The sequence below is a fragment of the Aeromicrobium sp. Leaf289 genome (assembly GCF_001423335.1).
GTDB lineage: Bacteria > Actinomycetota > Actinomycetes > Propionibacteriales > Nocardioidaceae > Aeromicrobium.
Genome location: NZ_LMNK01000001.1, coordinates 155,239 through 174,206, shown reverse-complemented (window position 1 = coordinate 174,206; position 18,968 = coordinate 155,239). Strand labels below are relative to the sequence as shown.

The window sequence follows — 18,968 nt, the reverse complement described above, 5'->3', positions numbered from 1 at the left end:
CCGATGAGCGAGCAGCAGACCGACCAGCAGGTCGGCGGACCGCGGTTCGCCGCACCCCTCGACGTCCTCGTCGAGGGGACGGCGACCCCGGTGACCGTCGACGGCGTCGACATCGCCCTCGTGCGCGACGGCGACGACGTCTACGCCATCCGCGACGAGTGCTCGCACGCCGCCATCCCTCTCTCCGAGGGGGAGGTGGAGGGCTGTGAGATCGAGTGCTGGCTGCACGGGTCGCGGTTCGACGTGCGCACCGGCTCGCCCCTGAACCTGCCGGCCACCGAGGCCGTGCCCACCTACCCCACGACCATCACCGACGGACGCGTCCTCGTCGACGTCTCCGCCCCCACCAGGAGCTGAACCACATGAGCACCCTCGAGATCAAGAACCTGCACGTCACCGTCAAGACCGAGGAGGGCGACAAGGAGATCCTCCGCGGCGTCGACCTCACGATCAACAGCGGCGAGGTCCACGCCATCATGGGCCCGAACGGCTCGGGCAAGTCCACGCTGGCCTACTCGATCGCCGGTCACCCCAAGTACACCGTCACCGAGGGCGAGGTGCTGCTCGACGGCGAGAACATCCTCGAGCTCAGCGTCGACGAGCGTGCGCGGGCCGGGCTCTTCCTGGCCATGCAGTACCCCGTGGAGGTCCCGGGCGTGTCGGTCGCGAACTTCCTGCGTACCGCCAAGACCGCCATCGACGGCGAGGCTCCCAAGCTGCGCACGTGGGTCAAGGACGTCAACGCCGCCCTGGAGCGCGTCACGCTCGACCCGACGTTCGCGCAGCGCAGCGTCAACGAGGGCTTCTCCGGTGGTGAGAAGAAGCGCCACGAGATCGCCCAGCTGGAGCTGCTCAACCCGAAGTTCGCCGTGCTCGACGAGACCGACTCCGGACTCGACATCGACGCCCTGCGGGTCGTCTCCGACGGCGTCAACCGGTACACCGGCCAGGGCGACCGCGGGCTGCTGCTCATCACGCACTACACGCGCATCCTGCAGTACATCAAGCCCGACCACGTGCACGTCTTCGTCGCCGGCCGCCTGGCCGAGTCCGGCGGCCGCGAGCTGGCCGACCAGCTCGAGGCCGAGGGCTACGACAAGTACGTGAAGGCCGCGGCGGTCTGAGCATGACGGTGAGCACTGCCGTGTCCTCGGTGGCGAACGGTGCGGGCTACGACGTCGAGGCGGTCCGCAAGGACTTCCCGATCCTCGAGCGCACCCTCGCCGGCGGACTTCCGCTGGTGTACCTCGACAGCGCCAACACGTCGCAGAAGCCGCGCCAGGTCGTCGACGCCATCGAGCAGCACTACCTGCAGCACAACGCCAACGTCGCCCGCGCCATGCACCAGCTGGGTGCCGAGGCGAGCGAGGCGTTCGAGCTCGGCCGCACGAAGGTGGCCGACTTCATCGGTGCGCCCCGCCGCGAGGAGGTCGTGTTCACCAAGAACGCGTCCGAGGCCCTCAACCTGGTGGCGCGCGTGCTCGGCGACGCCGGTCCGGGCCACGAGCACGGTGTCGGGGAGGGCGACGAGGTCGTCATCACCGAGATGGAGCACCACTCCAACATCGTTCCGTGGCAGCAGCTCACCCAGCGCACCGGCGCCACGCTGCGCTGGTTCGGCGTCACCGACGAGGGTCGCCTCGACCTCGACGACCTCGAGTCGCTCGTCACCGAGCGCACCAAGGTCGTCTCGCTCACGTGGGTCTCGAACATGCTCGGCACCATCAACCCCGTCGAGCGCGTCGTCGCCCGCGCCCACGAGGTGGGTGCCCTCGTCGTGGTCGACGCCTCGCAGGCGGTGCCGCAGATGCCGGTCGACGTCGCCGCGCTCGGGGCCGACCTCGTGGTCTTCACCGGCCACAAGATGGTCGGGCCCACCGGCATCGGCGTGCTGTGGGGCCGCTACGACCTGCTCGCCTCGCTTCCCCCGTTCCTCGGCGGCGGCGAGATGATCGAGACGGTCACGATGGCCGGCTCGACGTTCGCCGCTCCGCCGCACCGCTTCGAGGCCGGCACGCCGCCGATCGCCCAGGCGGTCGGCCTCGGTGCCGCGGTCGACTACCTGTCGTCCCTCGGCATGGAGAACGTGGCTGCGCACGAGCAGGCGATCACGGCGTACGCGCTGCAGCGGCTGCAGGAGGTCGACGGCCTCACCGTCGTCGGTCCCACCGAGGCCGTGCAGCGTGGGGGAGCGATCAGCTTCACCCTCGACGACGTGCATCCCCACGACGTCGCCCAGCTGCTCGACTCCCGTGGCGTGGCGGTGCGCGCCGGGCACCACTGCGCCAAGCCGGCGCACCAGAGGTTCGGTGTCCAGTCGACGACCCGCGCGTCGTTCTACCTGTACACGACCGAGGCCGAGGTCGACGCGCTCGTCGACGCGGTCCGGCACACCCAGCGCTACTTCGGAGGGCGGTGACCCATGAGCGACGCCACACAGGTCGACTCGCTGTACCAGGAGATCATCCTCGACCACTACAAGCAGAAGCACGGCGCAGGACTTCGTGACCCGTTCGAGTCCCAGGTGCACCACGTCAACCCCACCTGCGGTGACGAGGTCACGCTGCGGGTCCACCTCGACGGCAGCACCGTCACCGACGTGTCGTACGACGCCGTCGGCTGCTCCATCAGCCAGGCCTCGGCCTCGGTGATGAACGACCTCGTGGTCGGCAAGCCCGTCGACGACGCCCTCGCCGTGCTCGACGCGTTCCAGGCCCTCATGCAGGGCAAGGGTGCCGTCGAGCCCGACGAGGACGTGCTCGAGGACGGCATCGCCTTCGCCGGTGTCGCCCAGTTCCCGGCACGCGTCAAGTGCGCGCTGCTCTCGTGGATGGCGTTCAAGGACGCCACCAGCCAAGCTCTCATCACGCAGGAGGACGCATGAGCGACCCCGTCACCACCCCTGACCACTCCGACCTGCCCGACGTGTCCGCGCCGGCCGGTGCCACCACGGCCGAGGACGTGCTGGAGGCCATGAAGGACGTCGTCGACCCCGAGCTCGGCATCAACGTGGTCGACCTCGGCCTCGTCTACGGCGCCGACGTCGACGAGCACAGCAACACCGTGCTCTCCATGACGCTCACCTCGGCCGCCTGCCCGCTGACCGACGTGATCGAGGACCAGACGCGCGCCGCCCTCGACGGGATCGTCAACGACTTCCGCATCGAGTGGGTCTGGATGCCGCCGTGGGGTCCGGACAAGATCACCGACGACGGCCGCGAGATGCTCCGCGCGCTCGGCTTCAACGTCGGCTGAGCACCAGCACCCTCCCGGTCGCCCCCTGGTCCGTGTGAAGCGCGGACGAGGGGCGCCGTGCCCCGTCGCGGCGGCCCGGACCGGTGTGCGCCCGGCACCAGCAGGTTCCGGATGCACGTCCCTTGCCCCAGAACACTCCGTATCCTCGTCGGATGCAGGAGCCGGGGCACGCCGAGGACGCGCCGTCCGACCTGCCGCTGAGCAGGCCCGCGTCGGTCGCCCTGATCGTCGCGTCCAGCACCGCGACGGCACTCGCCGTGCTGACCTCGCCCTGGGGCTCCATCTTCTTCCTGGACGACCTCTTCACCCGCGCGGCGATCGTGGCGCCGATCGTCGCTGGTCTGCTCGTCGGAGCGCTGCAGACGGCGGCCTTCGGGGCGCGCCTCACCCTCGTGACGGTCGCCGCGACGACTGCTCTGGCGTCCTGCACGCTGCTGCTCGCGTACCCGGCGGTCATGCACCTGCTCGGGGTCGCTCTGGGGACGGCGCTCGCGTCCTCCGGGCGGCACCTGCCCGCGGTCCGTCGCGGAGCAGCACTCCTGCTCGCTTCCATCACGCTGGGCGCACTCGCGTACGGCATCCCGGTGCTGACGGCCCCTGAACCGCCACTCGTCGACCTCGTCGAGGGCTCGGGCCATCCCACGGTGGTGCTGGAACCGGGCACCAGAGCCCCTGAGATCATCGATCCGGTGACCGGCGTGCTCGTCGACGTGGGCGGATGCCTGGGACTGGCGTCGCGCGACGGTGGTACCGAGCGACATCGACTCGTGTTCTGGCCCGAGTCGACCGAAGTACGGACCGAGCCGTTCGTCGTCTCCTGGGAAGGTCGCACCTACGGGCTGGGGGACCGCCTGACGATCCGGGCTGCCGTGCTGGAGCGACGGGAGGGGGACCACGTGCACTACGCCGACGAGCTCCCCGATGGCTGCGAGCCGTTCGACATCCTGATGACGTAGATCTCGTCGGTGGAGTGCAGGGACGGCGGACCCGGTCCCGTAGACTCCTCGGGTGAGCTACTACCAGCGGGAGTGACGACCGGACCACGTCCGGCGTTCTCGCACTCCCTCTGACCTGTAAGGCTCCCCATGATCACCGTCCACGACGTGACGCTGCGCTTCGGCGCCCGCGTCCTTATGCAGAACGTCTCCTTCCGTGTCGACAAGGGCGACAAGGTCGGTCTGGTCGGGCGCAACGGCGCCGGCAAGACCACCCTCACGCGGATGCTCTCGGGTGACGGCCAGCCCGCCGAGGGCTCCATCACCAGCTCCGGGAAGATCGGCTACCTGCCGCAGGACCCGAAGTCCGGCGACCTGTCGATCACCGCACGTGACCGCATCCTGGGTGCCCGTGGTCTCGACGAGGCGCTCTCGACGATGCGCAAGGCCGAGCTGGACATGGGTTCGGCCGATCCCGACGTCGCCGAGCGCGCCATGAAGCTCTACGGCCGTGCGCAGGACGTGTTCTCCGCCGGAGGCGGCTACGCGGCCGAGGCGGAGGCTGCGACCATCTCGAACGCGCTCGGCCTTCCCGACCGCGTCCTGGACCAGCAGCTCCAGACCTTGTCGGGCGGTCAGCGTCGACGCATCGAGCTCGCGCGGATCCTGTTCAGCGACGCCGACACCCTGCTGCTGGACGAGCCGACCAACCACCTCGACGCGGACTCCGTCACGTGGCTGCGCGGCTTCCTCAAGACGTTCTCCGGCGGGCTGGTCATCATCAGCCACGACGTCGAGCTGGTCGAGGAGACCGTGAACAAGGTGTTCTACCTCGACGCGAACCGCGCCACGATCGACATCTACAACACCGGGTGGAAGCACTACCTGCGCCAGCGCGAGGCCGACGAGGCCCGTCGCAAGCGGGAGCGCGAGATCACCACCAAGACCGCCGAGCGACTCGTCGCCCAGGGCAACCGGATGCGGGCCAAGGCCAGCAAGGCCACCGCGGCCCAGCAGATGCTGCGCCGCGCCGAGCAGATGATGTCGGGCCTCGACGACGTGCGCCAGGCCGACAAGGTCGCCAAGATCGACTTCCCGAAGCCGGCCGCGTGCGGCAAGACCCCGCTCATGGCCGAGGGGCTCAGCAAGTCCTACGGCGCGCTCGAGATCTTCGCCGGCGTCGACCTGGCGATCGACAAGGGCAGCCGCGTCGTCGTGCTCGGCCTCAACGGTGCCGGCAAGACCACGCTGCTGCGCATGCTCGCCGGGACCCTGGAGTCCGACACCGGCAAGATCCTGCCGGGCCACGGACTGAAGATCGGGTACTTCGCGCAGGAGCACGAGACGCTCGACATGGACCGCACGGTCCTCGAGAACATGCAGCGGACGGCTCCGGAGCTGACCGACACCCAGGCACGCAGCGTGCTGGGCGCCTTCCTGTTCTCCGGCGACGACACCGCGAAGCCCGCCCGGGTCCTGTCCGGTGGCGAGCGGACGCGACTGGCCCTCGCCGGCCTCATCGTCTCGAGCGCCAACGTGCTGCTGCTGGACGAGCCGACGAACAACCTCGACCCCGCGTCCCGCGAGGAGGTGCTCGACGCAATCCGCCGCTACGAGGGCGCGATCGTCCTCGTGTCGCACGACGAGGGTGCCGTCCGCGCGCTCGATCCCGACCGGGTGCTGCTGCTGCCCGACGGCGACGAGGACCTCTGGAACGACGGCTACGCCGAGCTCGTGTCCCTGGCCTGATCGTCGGTCCTGGCATCGGGCCGGCGCCGTTCGAGCCACTCGGCGCGGGCGAACCAGCCGAAGCCGCCGATCGCCAGTGCGGCGAAGAACCACCACTGCAGGCCGTAGAAGAAGTGCGGCCCGCCGCCGAGATCGGGCTCCGGCTCCAGCTCCAGGCCCCCGGTCCCACCGGTCTGGCCGCGCAGGTTCAGGTAGCCCGAGCGGACCGGGTACGGCAGCGTGCTGCCCACGCCGACGCTCGAGATCGACCGGACCTGTCCGTCCACGGGCACCACGGCCTCGTCGCCGGCGCCGTTGTCCGGACGCAGCCAGCCCTCGACCTCCACCCGGCCCGTGGGGGGCGCAGGGACGTCCTCGGGGGCGGCCGAGGTGTTCGCGGTCGGCACCCAGCCGCGGTCGACCAGGACGGCCGTCCCGTCGTCGAGCAGGAGCGGCGTGACGACCTCGGCACCGGGCCGGCCGTCACGGGTGCGGAACTTCACCGTGACCTGGGACGTCGGGTCGTACCGGCCCTCCACGAGGACCCGGGTCCACTCCTGGTCCTTCGCGACCTTCCCACCGGCCGGGACCACCTCGTCGAGCGGGACGGGGTCGATCGCGAGGTGCTTCTCGACGAGCTCGTTGGAGGCGTGGCGCACCTCGCGCTTGTGCCACTGCCAGTCGCCCATGAGCACGCAGACGACCGCGAGAGCCAGCACGGCGAGGAAGAACCCGATCCATCGGGGTGTGAGCAGGAACCGCACGACCCGAACCTAGCCGGGCGGACCGAACGCCCACCGGCAGGGCTGGGCTGCGAACCCTAGGATGGAGCGATGGACCTCGGTGATCGGCACGGACGTGTGGCCACGGACCTGCGCGTCTCGCTCACCGACCGGTGCAACCTGCGCTGCCAGTACTGCATGCCGGCCGAGGGGCTCGACTGGATGCCCACCGCGGAGGTGCTCACCGACGACGAGGTCGTGCGCCTCATCCACGTCGCGGTGACCAGGCTCGGCGTCACCGACGTGCGCTTCACCGGCGGCGAGCCGCTGCTGCGACGCGGCCTCGCCTCGATCATCGCCGCCACCAAGGCCATGCCCGGCTCGCCGCGCACCGCGATCACGACGAACGCCCTCGGCCTGACCCGCACGGCGAAGGCCCTTGCCGCCGCCGGGCTCGACCGGGTCAACGTCAGCCTCGACACCACCGACCCCGAGATGTTCTCGAAGATCACCCTGCGCGACCGGTTCCGCGACGTGGTGGCCGGCCTGGAGGCCGCGGCCGAGGCCGGTCTCGCACCGGTCAAGATCAACGCCGTGCTGCTGCGGGGCCTCAACGAGGACGAGGGTCCCGAGCTGCTCCGCTGGGCCATGGAGCGGGACTACCACCTGCGCTTCATCGAGCAGATGCCGCTGGACGCCCAGCACGGCTGGGACCGCAGCCGGATGATCACGGCCGACGAGATCCTCACACGACTGTCCGAGCACGTCACGCTCACGCCGCTCGACGGACGCGGGAGCGCTCCGGCGGAGCGCTTCCTCGTCGACGGCGGCCCTCACACGGTCGGCATCATCGGCTCGGTCACCCGCCCGTTCTGCTCGGAGTGCAACCGCGTGCGGCTCACGGCCGACGGCCAGGTGCGCACCTGTCTGTTCGCCCGCGAGGAGTCGGACCTGCGGGGCCCGCTGCGCGACGGCGCCGACGACGAGGAGCTGGCGCGGCGGTGGTCGGAGGCCATGTGGGGCAAGCGGCCCGGGCACGGGATCGACGACCCGACCTTCCTGCAGCCGACGCGACCGATGTCGTCGATCGGCGGCTGAAGCAGCACGAGCGACCAGGGATCGGACGACTCAGTCGAAGCCGCGGCCCTTCGTCCAGGTGATCGTGCCGCCCGACCCGTCGAAGTCGACGCGGCTGCCGTCGCCGGCCACCGTCACCGACTCGAAGTCGTCGACGTCGTCGATCGTGCGCACGTCCCACACGTCGGTGACGCCCGCGAGCGCCGCGGCCACGACCTGCTGCGGGGGCTCGCCGTCGTAGCAGTAGAGGCCGATCCCGGCGGTCAGGGCCACCGTGCCGCCGGCCTGCTGCAGCTCGACGCCCTGGCACGGGTCCTCGGACGACTCGACGAGCGTGGCCGGTGCGCTCCAGTCGTCCTGGCCGGCGGGCCGCACCTGGACCACCAGACCGGTCCCGGCGACCAGGTAGGCGGCCACCCGCGCGCCGTCGTCCAGTGCGACCTCGGCGCGGAAGTCCTGCGGGTCCTGCCCCTCGGGAACGACCGGGGAGCCCAGCGGCTCTCCCGCTCCGGGGCTCGAGGTCTGCGACGGAGCGGCGGACGACGTGACAGGCGACGTCGGCGCGGCTGCGGGATCGTCGTCGCCGCCGCACCCGGCGGCGAGGGCGGCGATCAGCAGCAGGGCCGCGGCACGGTGGGGGAGCGGACGCATGCTCCGACCCTAGGCGACGTGCAGCGGGTCACCCGGGGGTGACGTCGTCCTGCAGCGGCAGCGTGTCGCGGTAGAAGTCGCGCGCCGACAGGAACGACCTCAGCGTCGGCTCGTGCTCGTCGCACGCCAACCAGGTCTTGCGCCGGTCCGGCGTGTGGATCTTCGGGTTGTTCCACTCGATCCGGTGCACCGCTGCGGCCGTGCATCCCTTGGACGAGCAGATCAGCTCCTCACTCACGCGGGGCGCCGTCGCCGATCTCGCCGAACGGGGACGGCTTCATCAGGTCGCTCCCGTCGGCCTTGCTGCGCACGCCGGCGTTGGCGAGGATGACCGAGGTGTACGGCAGGAAGACCGCACCGACGAACAATAGGACGCCGAGCCACAGCACGTGGTTCCAGACCAGGACGCCGCCGATGAAGCACAGCGTGCGGAAGCCCATGCTCAGCGCGTACCGCAGCTCGCGTGCGCCGAGCTCGTCGCTGTGGCCCGTGCTCGCCGACGTGATGGAGTAGACCTGCTCACCGCGGCGCTCGGCCGCCTCGTCGCGGCGCTGGGCAGCATCACCGCGGCGCTGTCCTGGGCCTGCTGACGAGGAGTCCGACGGTGTCTGGTTCACTCCTCCAGCGTACGTCGGTCCCGGTCGTCCCGCCGGGCAGGCATGATGTCCCCATGAGCAACCGCACCTACCGCGTGACCGAGATCGTCGGCACCTCCCCGGACGGCGTCACCGAAGCCATCGAGAACGGCATCGAGCGGGCCGGAAGGACGCTGCGCCACCTCGACTGGTTCGAGGTCGAGGGCATCCGCGGCCAGATCACCGACACGTCCGTCTCCCACTACCAGGTGACGATGAAGATCGGGTTCCGGCTCGAGGACGACGAGTAAGGTCCGAGACCCTTCAGGAGCCGTCGGCGTGGTCCTCGTCCGCGTCGGCGGCCTCGACCTCCTCGCGCGTGATGCCGAGCAGGTAGACGATGGAGTCGAGGTACGGCGAGTTGACCGACGTGCGTGCCTGGTCACGCACGACGGGCTTGGCGTTGAACGCGATGCCGAGGCCCGCGGCCGCCAGCATGTCGAGGTCGTTGGCGCCGTCGCCCACGGCGACGGTGTTCTTGATGCCGATCCGCGCCTCCGCGGCGAAGCGTCGCAGTGCCTCGGCCTTCCCGGCGCGGTCGACCACCCGGCCGACGACCCGGCCGGTGAGGCGCCCGTCGACGATCTCGAGCTCGTTGGCCGCCACGTAGTCGATGCCGAGGTCCGCGGCGATCCACTCGATGATCTGCGTGAAGCCGCCGCTCACGAGGGCGAAGCGGTAGCCCAGTCGCTTGAGGCTCCGGATCATCGTGCGCGCGCCCGGCGTGTAGGTGAGCGCGGCGTGGACCTCCTCGAGAGCCGAGGCGGGCACGCCCTCCAGACGCGCGACGCGCTGACGCAGCGACTCCTCGAAGTCGATCTCGCCGCGCATGGCCGACTCGGTGACGGCGGCGACCTCGTCGGCGCACCCCGCGTGCTCGGCCAGCATCTCGATGACCTCGCCCTGGATCAGCGTGGAGTCCACGTCCATGACGACCAGCCGTTGGGCATGGCGCAGGATCCCGCGCTCCTCGACCGCGATGTCGACGCCGTGCTCGTACGCAGCGGCCGCCAGGTCGGCCTGCAGCACGTCGGGGTCGGCGCCCGAGACCTCGAGCCGCAGGGCGGTCACCGGGTAGCGGGCGAGGCGCAGGATGCGGTCGATGTTCCCGTCGGCGGCCTTGATCCGGCTGGTCAGGGCCGTCATGGCAGCCGGCCGCAGCGGGTGGCCGAGCACCGTCACCTGGCTTCGCCCGACGCGGCGCGGGCGGTTGTCACCCACCCCGTGCTCGAGCTCGACGTCCATGCCGAGCTCGGCGGCCACCTCACGCAAGGACCGCTCCATGGGTGCGGGGTCCTGCTCCACTGGCTCGTTCCCTGCCGCCTCGCTCGCCAACGAGACGAGGACGCTCAGCACCAGGCGTCCTCGCACGACCAGCTGCTCGACGTCGACGACCTCGACGTCGAACGGCTCCAGGCACGCGAAGAGCCGGGTCGAGACGCCGCTGCGGTCGGGGCCGGTGAGCGTCACGAGCAAGGTCGGCGAGGTCAGGTGCACGGCTGGCACATGGGGCGTCATCGAGCACGAGGCTATCGTCCGGCCGCCGCCTCGGCGCATGGGACGTCGCGATAGGTTGGACGCATCGCGGCCGAGGACGAACGGCCGCGGCCGACCGCCGGCGAGAACAGTGCAGGAGACCCACTCATGGCCACCGCGTTCCAGCTCGACTCGGTGAGCGTGGTGAGGCCTGGCAAGGTCCTGCTCGACGACGTGTCCTGGACGGTGGGCGAGGACGAGCGCTGGGTCGTCCTGGGCCCCAACGGGGCGGGCAAGAGCACGCTCCTGCAGGTCGTCGGCGCCCACCTGCACCCCACCTCCGGCACCGCGGAGATCCTCGGGCAGCGTCTCGGCCAGACCGACGTGTTCGACCTGCGGACCCGCATCGGGCACAGCGCCACGGCGATCGCCGACCGCATTCCTCCCGCCGAGCGCGTCGAGGACGTCGTGGTGTCCGCCGCGCACGCGGTCACCGGCCGGTGGAACGAGTCCTACGACGAGGACGACCTGACCCGCGCGCACCAGATCATGGGCGAGCTCGGCATCACCCGGCTCGCCGACCGCACCTTCGGCACGTTGTCGGAGGGTGAGCGCAAGCGCACGATGATCGCCCGCGCGCTCATGACCGACCCCGAGCTGCTCCTGCTCGACGAGCCGGGCGCGGGCCTGGACCTCGGAGCGCGCGAGGACCTGCTGGCGAGCCTGGACCTGCTCTCCTCGACCGAGGGCGCGCCCGTGCTCGTCATGGTGTCCCACCACGTGGAGGAGATCCCGCAGGGCTTCACGCACGTGCTGCTGCTGCGCGACGGCAGGATCGTCGACGCCGGCCCGCTCGAGCAGGTCCTCACCGCCGAGTCCCTCGGACACACCTTCGGCATGCGCCTCGAGCTCGACCACGTCGACGGCCGGTACGCCGCGCGTCGCGCCCAGTACGGGCGCCGTGCGTTGCGGTGATTGCACGGCGATCCGACTGGTAGCGTGACGCACCCGGTGGGGGGCCAGGTCCAGGATCGACGGGCCGCCCCGACGACAGGAGGGCACCGATGATCGAGTGGATGACGGACAACGCCTGGGTGACCTGGGTCGGGATCGCGGTGCTGCTCGCCGTGGCCGAGCTGCTCAGCCTCGACCTCGTCCTGCTGATGTTCGCCCTCGGCGCGCTGGCCGCAGCCGTCGCCGCAGCGGTGGGGGCGCCCTTCTGGGTGGCCATGCTGCTGTTCGGTGTCGTGTCCGTCGGGCTGCTCTTCCTGGCCCGGCCGCCGATCGTCGCACGTCTGCACGCCGGGCCCACCCTGACCACGGGCCATCACGCCCTCGTGGGCCGCACCGGCGTCGTGCTCGAGCCGGTCGGCCCGTTCGGCGGTCGCATCACCCTCGCCAGCGAGGTGTGGTCGGCCCGCACCACCGACGACCGGGAGCTCGAGCCGGGCGCCGAGGTCGTCGTGACCAGCATCGACGGTGCCACCGCCGTCATCACCTCGAAGGAGCCCACCGCATGACCGCCTTGACCATCTTCCTGGTCCTGCTGGCGATCCTCGCCGTCGTCGTCGTGTCGATGACGGTCAAGATCGTCCCGCAGGCCCGAGCCGGCATCGTGGAGCGGTTCGGCAAGTACCGCACCACCCTGACGGCCGGCCTCAACATCGTCATGCCCTTCATCGACAAGGTGCGCTACATGATCGACCTGCGTGAGCAGGTCGTGTCGTTCCCGCCGCAGCCGGTCATCACCGAGGACAACCTGACGGTCTCGATCGACACCGTCATCTACTTCCAGGTCACCGACCCGGTGGCCGCGACCTACGAGATCGCCCACTACATCCAGGCCATCGAGCAGCTGACCATGACCACGCTGCGCAACATCATCGGTGGCATGAGCCTGGAGCACGCCCTGACGAGCCGCGACCAGATCAACTCCGGCCTGCGCGGCGAGCTCGACGGCGCCACCGGCAAGTGGGGCATCCGCGTGAACCGCGTGGAGCTCAAGGGCATCGACCCGCCGCCGTCGATCATCGACGCCATGGAGAAGCAGATGCGCGCCGAGCGTGACAAGCGCGCCGCGATCCTGACCGCCGAGGGTGACCGCCAGAGCCGGATCCTGTCGGCCGAGGGCCAGAAGCAGGCCGCCATCCTCACGGCCGAGGGCCAGAAGCAGGCCTCGATCCTCTCGGCCGAGGGCGAGAAGCAGGCGGCCATCCTCACCGCGCAGGGCGAGGGCCGGGCCATCGAGACCGTCTTCCAGGCGATCCACGACGGCAACCCCGACCAGAAGCTGCTCTCGTACCAGTACCTGCAGACCCTGCCGAAGATCGCGAGTGGCGAGAACGCCTCCACCTGGATCATCCCGGCCGAGCTCACCAAGGCGCTCGGCACCCTCGGCGGGACGGTCGGCACCGTGCCCGTTGACGGCGGCGGCAGCAAGAAGCGGGTCGACCTCGACGAGCCGATCGAGACGGGGACCTCGTCCTCGGGCACCGAGGCGGCCGTCCAGGCGGCACTCGAGGCCGCACGGGCGGCCGAGAAGCCCGGCGTCAGCCCGTCCAAGGAGCCCGACGTCCCGACGTTCGGTGGCGACGAGCCCCCGGCGGATCCCCCCACCCCGACGTCCTGACGGACACGCAGCACGACGACGGCCCCGGAGCACCTCGCTCCGGGGCCGTCGTCGTCGGTGTCAGTGCTGGTACGTGCCGTGCAGGATGGCGCGACCAAGCGTCTTGAAGGCCAGGTTGAAGCCGACGACGGCGGGGGAGGCGTCGCCGTCGACGCCCAGAGTCGGCTCACCCACCGCGTGCACCACGAAGTAGTAGCGGTGCGGCTGGTCACCCTCGGGCGGGGCCGCACCCATGAAGGCCTTGGTCCCGCCGTCGTTGCGCACGTGGAAGGCGCCCTCCGGGAGCGAGGCGTCGTCGGCGCCGGCGCCGGCAGGCAGCGACGTGACGTCGGCGGGGACGTCGACGACCGTCCAGTGCCAGAAGCCCGAGACGATCGGCGCGTCGGGGTCGAAGCACGTGACGACGAAGGACTGCGTGCCCTCGGGCGCACCGCTCCACGAGAGCTGGGGCGAGGTGTCGCCGTGCGCGTTGACCTGGTCGTCCTTCAGCGGGGCGCCGTCGGTCACGTCGTCGCTGGTGACGGTGAAGGGCGCGGCGGCCGGGAGCAGCGGGTAGGGGTCGGGGGTGACGGGGCGTTCGAGGCTCATGCCTCCACGCTAGCGACGACCCCCCGGTCGTGCAGGGCGGTCGTGCGGGGCGATCGGGGCGGGGCGCACGGCCTAGGGTGGTGCGGTGGCCAGGATCGAGCACGTCGAGGACCTCGACGACCCCCGTCTCGGCGACTACCTGGACCTGCGGGACGTGCAGATGCGGCTGGCGCACGAGAGCGAGCACGGCATCTACCTCGCGGAGGGGGAGAAGGTCGTGCGCCGAGCCCACGAGGCCGGGCACGAGGCCGCGTCGTTCCTCATGGCACCACGCTGGCTCGACGGTCTCGCCGACGTGCTCGACGCGAGTGACGCGCCGTGCTTCGTCATGGACGAGAAGCGGATCGAGCAGGTCACGGGATTCCACGTGCACCGCGGGGCCCTGGCCGCGATCCGTCGACCCGCACCCCTCTCGCCCGAGGTCGTGCTGGCCGCCGCCCACCGCGTCGTGGTGCTGGAGGACCTCGTCGACCACACCAACGTCGGAGCGGTCTTCCGGGTCGCGGCCGCTCTCGGCTTCGACGCCGTGCTGCTCTCGCCGCGGTGCGCGGACCCGTTCTACCGACGCGCCGTGAAGGTGGCCATGGGTGCGGTGTTCTCGGTGCCCCACGCCCGTGCGGACGACTGGTACGCCACGCCGGCCCTGCTCGCCGAGCACGGCTTCACGACCTACGCCATGACGCTCGCCGACGACGCGGTCTCGCTCGAGGACGTGCACGAGGTGCCCGAACGGCTCGCGCTCGTCGTGGGCTCCGAGGGCCCGGGGCTGACGGCGCACTGGCAGCGCAGCAGCGACGTGCGCGTGACGATCCCGATGGCGGCCGGCATCGACAGCCTGAACGTGGCGACGTCCGTGGCCGTGGCGTGCTGGCACCTGCGCGGTCGGTGACGGACCGACGGGGGAGCGGTCAGTCCTCCTCGATCGACGCCGGGGTGACCGGCCAGTCGTCGGGGTAGGCCTCGGCGAGCTCGTCGTGCCGCTTGTGGAGCTTCTTGCGCGCCTTGGCCGGCACACGGTCGCCGAAGACCGTGCCGAACAGGTGGTCGGTCTCGTGCTGCAGGCAGCGGGCGAGCAGCCCGGTGCCGTGGAACTCCACCGGCCGGCCGGTCTCGTCGAACCCGGTCACGCTCGCGACGTCGGGACGCGAGCACTCCGTGAAGGCTCCCGGGAGCGAGAGACACCCCTCGTCCGCGGTGTCGAGGTTGCGGTCCGCCGTGGCGGGCAGCGTGAGCACCGGGTTCACCACGACGCCCGTGACGCGCACGTCGTCGTCGTCCGGACAGTCGAAGACGAACACCTTGAGGTCGACGCCCACCTGGTTGGCGGCGAGACCGACGCCGTTCGCGGCGTGCATGGTCGCGGTCATGTCGCGCACGAGCGTGGCGAGGGCGTCGTCGAACTCGGTGACGTCCTTCAGCTCGTGGTGCATGACCGGCGTGCCCCACCGGGTGATCGGCAGGACGGTGCCGCCGTCGGGAAGTGGACGGGAAGAGGGGTGCGATGCCACGCGTCACAACGTATCGCGGACCCACTGGCGCCGATGCGTGGACTCCGACCTGTGACGTCGGATACGATCACTACGTCGTACTGCAACTCACAGTTACAGTACGGTCGGACGCAGCACCACCGGCACGACCCCCACCAGCACCATCCCCAGCCGTCCTGGGCGGGAAACCCTCTCGACCCGATCCACCCTTCGTCCCTGTCAAGGAGACCCCGTGGCGAACCGACCAGACCCCATGGGCATCGGTCTTGCGGTGCTCAACCGCATCGCGAGCTCACCGGCCATCGACAAGCTCGGCCTGCGCAAGGCCACCGAGCGCGCCGTCTACCAGGGCGCCAAGTCCGGCTTCCAGGTCGCGGCCAACGCCAACCGCACGTTCAAGCGGGTCAAGGGCTCGGGCAAGCCGAAGCGCCTCGACGCCACGAGCGACAGCGGTCTGTTCGACCTGACGCCCACCGAGGACCAGCAGATGATGGTCGACGTCATCGGCGAGTTCGCGTCCGAGGTCCTGCGCCCCGGTGCCGAGGCCGCCGAGAACGCCGACGACACCCCGAAGGAGGTGCTCGACCAGACCACCGAGTTCGGCCTCACGCTGCTGAACGTCCCCGAGTCCCTCGGCGGGCTCTCCGAAGAGCGCTCGGCCGTCACGGGCGTGCTCGTCAACGAGGCGCTCGCCTACGGCGACATGGGCCAGGCCGTCGCGTGCCTCGCGCCCGCCTCCGTCGCCACGGCCATCTCCCTGTGGGGCACGGATGAGCAGCAGCAGACGTACCTGCCGGCCTTCACCGGCGACGACGTCCCGGCGGCCGCCCTCGCGATCGCCGAGGCGCGCACGCTGTTCGACCCGTTCGAGCTGCAGACGACGGCGACCGCGACCGACGGCGGCTACCGCCTCGACGGCATCAAGTCCGGCGTGGTGCGCGGCACCGAGGCCGAGCTGTTCGTCGTGGGGGCCGTCCTCGACGGCAGTCCGCGGCTGTTCGTCGTGGAGTCCGGCACCAGCGGGATCTCGCTGGCCGCGGACCCCTCCATGGGTCTGCGTGCGGCCGGGCTCACCCGCCTGCGCCTCGACGGCGTCGTCGTCCCCGAGACGGCGCTGCTCGGCTCGACCGACGACTACCGCGAGTGCGTCCGGCTCTCCCGCCTCGCGTGGGCGGCCCTGGCCGTCGGCACCGGACGCGCGGTGCTCGACTACGTCAAGGAGTACGTGAAGACCCGCGAGGCGTTCGGCGAGCCGATCGCCCACCGTCAGGCCGTCGCCTTCATGGTGGCGAACATCGCGATCGAGCTCGAGGGCATGCGCCTCGTGACGCTGAAGGCCGCCTCGCGCGCCGAGCAGGGTCGCGACGCCTCCCGCGAGATCGCCCTCGCCCGCCGCCTGGCGAGCGAGTACGGCATGAAGATCGGCACCGACGGCGTCCAGCTGCTCGGTGGGCACGGCTTCGTCAAGGAGCACCCGGTGGAGCGGTGGTACCGCGACCTGCGGGCCGTCGCAGTCCTGGAAGGAGCAGTCCTCGTCTGAGGGCGGACCACATCATGATCAATCTCGACACCCCCAAGAAGTTCCGCGGGTTCGTCCAGCAGGCCCACGAGGTCGCCGACAACTTCCTGCGCGCCAACTCCCGCAAGTACGACCTCGCCGAGCACTCCTACCCCAAGGAGCTCGACCTGCTCGCCTCGCTGATCGACGGCATGGGCGACTCCGGCCAGGGCCAGGGCGCCGGTGCGGCCGGCGTCCGCCGCACCGAGGACGAGGAGATCAAGGGCAAGGGCAAGAACGCCGTCAAGAACGGCACCAACCTCTCGTCGGTCCTCTCCGTCATCGAGATGTGCTGGGGCGACGTCGGACTCCTGCTGTCGATGCCGCGCCAGGGCCTGGGCAACTCCGCCATCGCCTCCGTCGCGACCGACGAGCAGCTCGAGAAGTTCAAGGGCACGTGGGCGGCCATGGCGATCACCGAGCCGGGCTGCGGATCGGACTCCGCGGCCATCCGCACCACGGCGATCAAGGACGGCGACGAGTACGTCCTCAACGGCGAGAAGATCTACGTGACCTCCGGCGAACGGGCCGACTCCGTGGTCGTGTGGGCCACGCTCGACCCCAAGCTCGGTCGCGCGGCGATCAAGAGCTTCGTGGTGCCGAAGACCCTGCCCGGCATCCGGGTCGAGCGTCTCGAGCACAAGCTCGGCATCCGGGCGTCCGACACGGCCGTCATCGTGCTCGACAACTGCCGTGTGCCGGCCGCGAACATCCTCGGCAACGAGGAGATCGACACCAAGCAGGGCTTCGCCGGTGCGATGGCGACCTTCGACAACACCCGGCCGCTCGTGGCCGGGATGGCCGTCGGCGTCACGCGGGCCGCGTTGGAGCTCACCCGCGAGCTCCTCGAGGATGCGGGCGTGGTCGTCGACTACGACCGTCCCGCGACGTCGCAGTCCTACGCGGCGGCGACCTTCCTGCAGATGGAGGCCGACTACGAGGCGGCGCTGCTCCTGACCCTCGAGGCGGCCTGGCTGGCGGACAACCGCAAGCCGAACTCCATGGAGGCCTCCATGTCCAAGGCCAAGGCCGGTCGGGTCGGCAACGAGATCACGCTGCGCTGCGTCGAGCTCGCCGGCACCCTGGGCTACGGCGAGACCGAGCTGCTCGAGAAGTGGTCGCGCGACTCCAAGATCCTCGACATCTTCGAGGGCACGCAGCAGATCCAGCAGCTCATCGTCGCTCGACGACTGCTGAACCTCACGTCGTCCCAGCTGCGCTGAGACCCGACTTCCCCGGGTCCGAGGCCCCGTCACCGCGGTGACGGGGCCTCGGCGTGTGCGGGAGAGGCCGCGGTAGGACCCCCACCTAGGATGTGCGCATGGATCGGGAGCTGCCGCCGGACTTCGACGTCGACTACCAGCTGACACGGCTGGTACGGCAGGTCCGTGCGCGCTCGCTGCGCAACCTGGCCTCGATCCACGAGGAGCTCGACTACAGCACCTTCGTGCTGCTGCTCGCCGTCGTCGACGCCGGCACGGGCGAGGGCGAGGGGGTGCGAGCCTCCGAGCTCGCGGACTCGCTGCACGTGCACAAGTCGACGGTGAGCCGCGCGGTCCGACTGCTGGAGACGATGCAGCTGGTCGACCGCACGCCGCACCCCGAGGACGGGCGCGCCCACGTGCTGAAGGCGACGCCGGAGGCCACGCGCCGCGTCGACGCCTACCGCGAGAACAGCCACGCCCGCCTCGCGGCCGCTTTGGAGCACTGGGAGCCCACCGAGCTGCGCACCTTCGCACAGCTCCTGGGCCGGCTCAACGACGCCCTCGGCGTGGAGGACTGACCGTCCCACGGGACCGGCGGGCGGGCGCGCAGCGGCGCTGGCACGGTGTGCGAGGATCGACGGCATGACCTCCAAGCCTGAAGTGGACTTCATCGAGGGCCCCGCGCCCACAGAGCTGCAGATCAAGGACATCGTCGTCGGCGACGGCGCGGAGGCGACGCCCGGCGGCGTCGTCGACGTGCACTACGTCGGCGTCGAGTTCGACACCGGTGAGCAGTTCGACGCCTCCTGGGACCGCGGCCAGTCCGCGCGCTTCCCGCTCACGAGCCTCATCGGCGCCTGGCAGCAGGGCATCCCCGGCATGAAGGTCGGCGGACGCCGCCAGCTCGTGTGCCCGCCCGAGCTCGCCTACGGTCCCGCCGGTGGCGGCCACCGCCTGTCGGGCAAGACCCTCGTGTTCGTCATCGACCTGATGGGCGTCGGCTGACCGCCCGTCCCCACCCG

General features: G+C 70.8%; 24 protein-coding genes. 17 read left to right on the top strand and 7 right to left on the bottom strand.

What is annotated here, in order from left to right; translation table 11 throughout:
• Nucleotides 1-3: 3 nt before the first annotated feature.
• The 7 genes from ASF37_RS00915 to ASF37_RS00885 all read left to right on the top strand — a co-directional run bounded on the left by ASF37_RS00915 (nt 4) and on the right by ASF37_RS00885 (nt 5,939).
• Nucleotides 4-357 carry a non-heme iron oxygenase ferredoxin subunit gene (locus ASF37_RS00915; RefSeq protein ID WP_055968598.1) on the top strand — a complete coding sequence of 118 codons (354 nt, stop codon included), beginning with the start codon at nt 4-6 and terminating at the stop codon, nt 355-357.
• Nucleotides 358-362: 5 nt separating this feature from the next.
• Nucleotides 363-1,124 (top strand): Fe-S cluster assembly ATPase SufC, encoded by a 762-nt coding sequence (gene sufC / locus ASF37_RS00910; protein ID WP_055968063.1) that lies wholly within the window; start codon nt 363-365, stop codon nt 1,122-1,124.
• A gap of 8 nt (nt 1,125-1,132) precedes the next feature.
• A complete protein-coding gene (locus ASF37_RS00905) occupies nt 1,133-2,419 on the top strand; it encodes a cysteine desulfurase (protein ID WP_304438664.1) in 1,287 nt (428 codons plus the stop codon).
• 3 nt (nt 2,420-2,422) lie between these two features.
• The gene (gene sufU, locus ASF37_RS00900) at nt 2,423-2,884 is read left to right on the top strand and encodes a Fe-S cluster assembly sulfur transfer protein SufU (RefSeq protein ID WP_055968068.1); all 462 of its coding nucleotides are present in this window, start codon (nt 2,423-2,425) and stop codon (nt 2,882-2,884) included.
• On the top strand, nt 2,881-3,255 hold the full coding sequence (locus ASF37_RS00895) for a metal-sulfur cluster assembly factor (protein WP_055968071.1): 375 nt from the start codon (nt 2,881-2,883) through the stop codon (nt 3,253-3,255). Before sufU ends, ASF37_RS00895 begins: the two co-directional genes overlap by 4 nt.
• Before the next feature lie 152 nt (nt 3,256-3,407).
• Complete coding sequence (locus ASF37_RS00890) at nt 3,408-4,211, top strand: hypothetical protein (RefSeq protein WP_056578566.1); 804 nt, start codon at nt 3,408-3,410, stop codon at nt 4,209-4,211.
• Nucleotides 4,212-4,340: 129 nt separating this feature from the next.
• Nucleotides 4,341-5,939, top strand: a complete 1,599-nt coding sequence (locus ASF37_RS00885) for an ABC-F family ATP-binding cassette domain-containing protein (RefSeq protein ID WP_055968076.1) — start codon at nt 4,341-4,343, stop codon at nt 5,937-5,939.
• On the opposite strand, the gene ASF37_RS00880 is transcribed toward ASF37_RS00885, so the two are convergent.
• On the bottom strand, nt 5,912-6,682 hold the full coding sequence (locus ASF37_RS00880) for an SURF1 family protein (RefSeq protein WP_056554577.1): 771 nt from the start codon (nt 6,680-6,682) through the stop codon (nt 5,912-5,914). The genes ASF37_RS00885 and ASF37_RS00880 overlap by 28 nt on opposite strands.
• A gap of 69 nt (nt 6,683-6,751) precedes the next feature.
• On the opposite strand from ASF37_RS00880, the gene moaA reads away from it, so the two are divergent.
• A complete protein-coding gene (gene moaA, locus ASF37_RS00875; protein WP_055968082.1) occupies nt 6,752-7,738 on the top strand; it encodes a GTP 3',8-cyclase MoaA in 987 nt (328 codons plus the stop codon).
• Between the two features lie 30 nt (nt 7,739-7,768).
• Here the strand turns inward: moaA and ASF37_RS00870 are convergent, their stop codons facing one another.
• Genes ASF37_RS00870 through ASF37_RS00860 form a run of 3 tightly spaced genes read right to left on the bottom strand, consistent with a single transcriptional unit; the run spans nt 7,769 to nt 8,985 of the window.
• On the bottom strand, nt 7,769-8,368 hold the full coding sequence (locus ASF37_RS00870) for a hypothetical protein (RefSeq protein WP_056578563.1): 600 nt from the start codon (nt 8,366-8,368) through the stop codon (nt 7,769-7,771).
• Nucleotides 8,369-8,396: 28 nt separating this feature from the next.
• On the bottom strand, nt 8,397-8,606 hold the full coding sequence (locus ASF37_RS00865; RefSeq protein WP_055968088.1) for a hypothetical protein: 210 nt from the start codon (nt 8,604-8,606) through the stop codon (nt 8,397-8,399).
• The gene (locus ASF37_RS00860) at nt 8,599-8,985 is read right to left on the bottom strand and encodes a DUF3099 domain-containing protein (RefSeq protein ID WP_055968090.1); all 387 of its coding nucleotides are present in this window, start codon (nt 8,983-8,985) and stop codon (nt 8,599-8,601) included. Before ASF37_RS00860 ends, ASF37_RS00865 begins: the two co-directional genes overlap by 8 nt.
• 53 nt (nt 8,986-9,038) lie before the next feature.
• Between ASF37_RS00860 and ASF37_RS00855 the strand changes: the two genes are divergently transcribed.
• Nucleotides 9,039-9,254, top strand: coding sequence for a dodecin (locus tag ASF37_RS00855; protein WP_055968093.1), 216 nt, complete (start codon nt 9,039-9,041; stop codon nt 9,252-9,254).
• A 13-nt stretch (nt 9,255-9,267) separates the two neighbouring features.
• Here ASF37_RS00855 and serB read toward each other — a convergent pair whose 3' ends face one another.
• Nucleotides 9,268-10,521, bottom strand: coding sequence for a phosphoserine phosphatase SerB (gene serB, locus ASF37_RS00850; RefSeq protein WP_055968095.1), 1,254 nt, complete (start codon nt 10,519-10,521; stop codon nt 9,268-9,270).
• A 126-nt stretch (nt 10,522-10,647) separates the two neighbouring features.
• Here serB and ASF37_RS00845 point away from each other — a divergent pair, with 126 nt between their 5' ends.
• The 3 genes from ASF37_RS00845 (at nt 10,648) to ASF37_RS00835 (ending at nt 13,108) form a co-directional block, all read left to right on the top strand.
• Nucleotides 10,648-11,454 carry an ABC transporter ATP-binding protein gene (locus ASF37_RS00845; RefSeq protein ID WP_056578559.1) on the top strand — a complete coding sequence of 269 codons (807 nt, stop codon included), beginning with the start codon at nt 10,648-10,650 and terminating at the stop codon, nt 11,452-11,454.
• Nucleotides 11,455-11,543: 89 nt separating this feature from the next.
• Complete coding sequence (locus tag ASF37_RS00840; protein ID WP_235492963.1) at nt 11,544-11,999, top strand: NfeD family protein; 456 nt, start codon at nt 11,544-11,546, stop codon at nt 11,997-11,999.
• A complete protein-coding gene (locus ASF37_RS00835; protein WP_055968102.1) occupies nt 11,996-13,108 on the top strand; it encodes an SPFH domain-containing protein in 1,113 nt (370 codons plus the stop codon). Before ASF37_RS00840 ends, ASF37_RS00835 begins: the two co-directional genes overlap by 4 nt.
• Before the next feature lie 60 nt (nt 13,109-13,168).
• On the opposite strand, the gene ASF37_RS00830 is transcribed toward ASF37_RS00835, so the two are convergent.
• On the bottom strand, nt 13,169-13,696 hold the full coding sequence (locus ASF37_RS00830; RefSeq protein ID WP_056554583.1) for a YbhB/YbcL family Raf kinase inhibitor-like protein: 528 nt from the start codon (nt 13,694-13,696) through the stop codon (nt 13,169-13,171).
• An 85-nt stretch (nt 13,697-13,781) separates the two neighbouring features.
• Here ASF37_RS00830 and ASF37_RS00825 point away from each other — a divergent pair, with 85 nt between their 5' ends.
• The gene (locus ASF37_RS00825; protein WP_055968106.1) at nt 13,782-14,585 is read left to right on the top strand and encodes an RNA methyltransferase; all 804 of its coding nucleotides are present in this window, start codon (nt 13,782-13,784) and stop codon (nt 14,583-14,585) included.
• 19 nt (nt 14,586-14,604) lie between these two features.
• Here the strand turns inward: ASF37_RS00825 and def are convergent, their stop codons facing one another.
• On the bottom strand, nt 14,605-15,204 hold the full coding sequence (gene def, locus ASF37_RS00820) for a peptide deformylase (protein ID WP_055968109.1): 600 nt from the start codon (nt 15,202-15,204) through the stop codon (nt 14,605-14,607).
• Between the two features lie 211 nt (nt 15,205-15,415).
• Between def and ASF37_RS00815 the strand changes: the two genes are divergently transcribed.
• The 4 genes from ASF37_RS00815 to ASF37_RS00800 all read left to right on the top strand — a co-directional run bounded on the left by ASF37_RS00815 (nt 15,416) and on the right by ASF37_RS00800 (nt 18,951).
• A complete protein-coding gene (locus ASF37_RS00815) occupies nt 15,416-16,723 on the top strand; it encodes an acyl-CoA dehydrogenase family protein (RefSeq protein ID WP_235492964.1) in 1,308 nt (435 codons plus the stop codon).
• A gap of 14 nt (nt 16,724-16,737) precedes the next feature.
• A complete protein-coding gene (locus ASF37_RS00810) occupies nt 16,738-17,964 on the top strand; it encodes an acyl-CoA dehydrogenase family protein (protein WP_055968117.1) in 1,227 nt (408 codons plus the stop codon).
• A 98-nt stretch (nt 17,965-18,062) separates the two neighbouring features.
• Nucleotides 18,063-18,524 carry a MarR family winged helix-turn-helix transcriptional regulator gene (locus tag ASF37_RS00805; protein WP_055968120.1) on the top strand — a complete coding sequence of 154 codons (462 nt, stop codon included), beginning with the start codon at nt 18,063-18,065 and terminating at the stop codon, nt 18,522-18,524.
• A gap of 64 nt (nt 18,525-18,588) precedes the next feature.
• Nucleotides 18,589-18,951 (top strand): FKBP-type peptidyl-prolyl cis-trans isomerase, encoded by a 363-nt coding sequence (locus ASF37_RS00800; protein ID WP_055968123.1) that lies wholly within the window; start codon nt 18,589-18,591, stop codon nt 18,949-18,951.
• The last annotated feature ends 17 nt before the right edge of the window (nt 18,952-18,968 follow it).

Excerpts from the sequence above, each read along its gene's own strand:
- ASF37_RS00915 (WP_055968598.1), top strand. The coding sequence starts at position 4 with ATGAGCGAGCAGCAGACCGACCAGCAGGTCGGCGGACCGCGGTTCGCC.
- sufC (WP_055968063.1), top strand. The coding sequence starts at position 363 with ATGAGCACCCTCGAGATCAAGAACCTGCACGTCACCGTCAAGACCGAG.
- sufU (WP_055968068.1), top strand. The coding sequence starts at position 2,423 with ATGAGCGACGCCACACAGGTCGACTCGCTGTACCAGGAGATCATCCTC.
- ASF37_RS00895 (WP_055968071.1), top strand. The coding sequence starts at position 2,881 with ATGAGCGACCCCGTCACCACCCCTGACCACTCCGACCTGCCCGACGTG.
- ASF37_RS00890 (WP_056578566.1), top strand. The coding sequence starts at position 3,408 with ATGCAGGAGCCGGGGCACGCCGAGGACGCGCCGTCCGACCTGCCGCTG.
- ASF37_RS00885 (WP_055968076.1), top strand. The coding sequence starts at position 4,341 with ATGATCACCGTCCACGACGTGACGCTGCGCTTCGGCGCCCGCGTCCTT.
- moaA (WP_055968082.1), top strand. The coding sequence starts at position 6,752 with ATGGACCTCGGTGATCGGCACGGACGTGTGGCCACGGACCTGCGCGTC.
- ASF37_RS00870 (WP_056578563.1), bottom strand. The coding sequence starts at position 8,368 with ATGCGTCCGCTCCCCCACCGTGCCGCGGCCCTGCTGCTGATCGCCGCC.
- ASF37_RS00855 (WP_055968093.1), top strand. The coding sequence starts at position 9,039 with ATGAGCAACCGCACCTACCGCGTGACCGAGATCGTCGGCACCTCCCCG.
- serB (WP_055968095.1), bottom strand. The coding sequence starts at position 10,521 with ATGACGCCCCATGTGCCAGCCGTGCACCTGACCTCGCCGACCTTGCTC.
- ASF37_RS00845 (WP_056578559.1), top strand. The coding sequence starts at position 10,648 with ATGGCCACCGCGTTCCAGCTCGACTCGGTGAGCGTGGTGAGGCCTGGC.
- ASF37_RS00840 (WP_235492963.1), top strand. The coding sequence starts at position 11,544 with ATGATCGAGTGGATGACGGACAACGCCTGGGTGACCTGGGTCGGGATC.
- ASF37_RS00835 (WP_055968102.1), top strand. The coding sequence starts at position 11,996 with ATGACCGCCTTGACCATCTTCCTGGTCCTGCTGGCGATCCTCGCCGTC.
- ASF37_RS00830 (WP_056554583.1), bottom strand. The coding sequence starts at position 13,696 with ATGAGCCTCGAACGCCCCGTCACCCCCGACCCCTACCCGCTGCTCCCG.
- ASF37_RS00810 (WP_055968117.1), top strand. The coding sequence starts at position 16,738 with ATGATCAATCTCGACACCCCCAAGAAGTTCCGCGGGTTCGTCCAGCAG.
- ASF37_RS00805 (WP_055968120.1), top strand. The coding sequence starts at position 18,063 with ATGGATCGGGAGCTGCCGCCGGACTTCGACGTCGACTACCAGCTGACA.
- ASF37_RS00800 (WP_055968123.1), top strand. The coding sequence starts at position 18,589 with ATGACCTCCAAGCCTGAAGTGGACTTCATCGAGGGCCCCGCGCCCACA.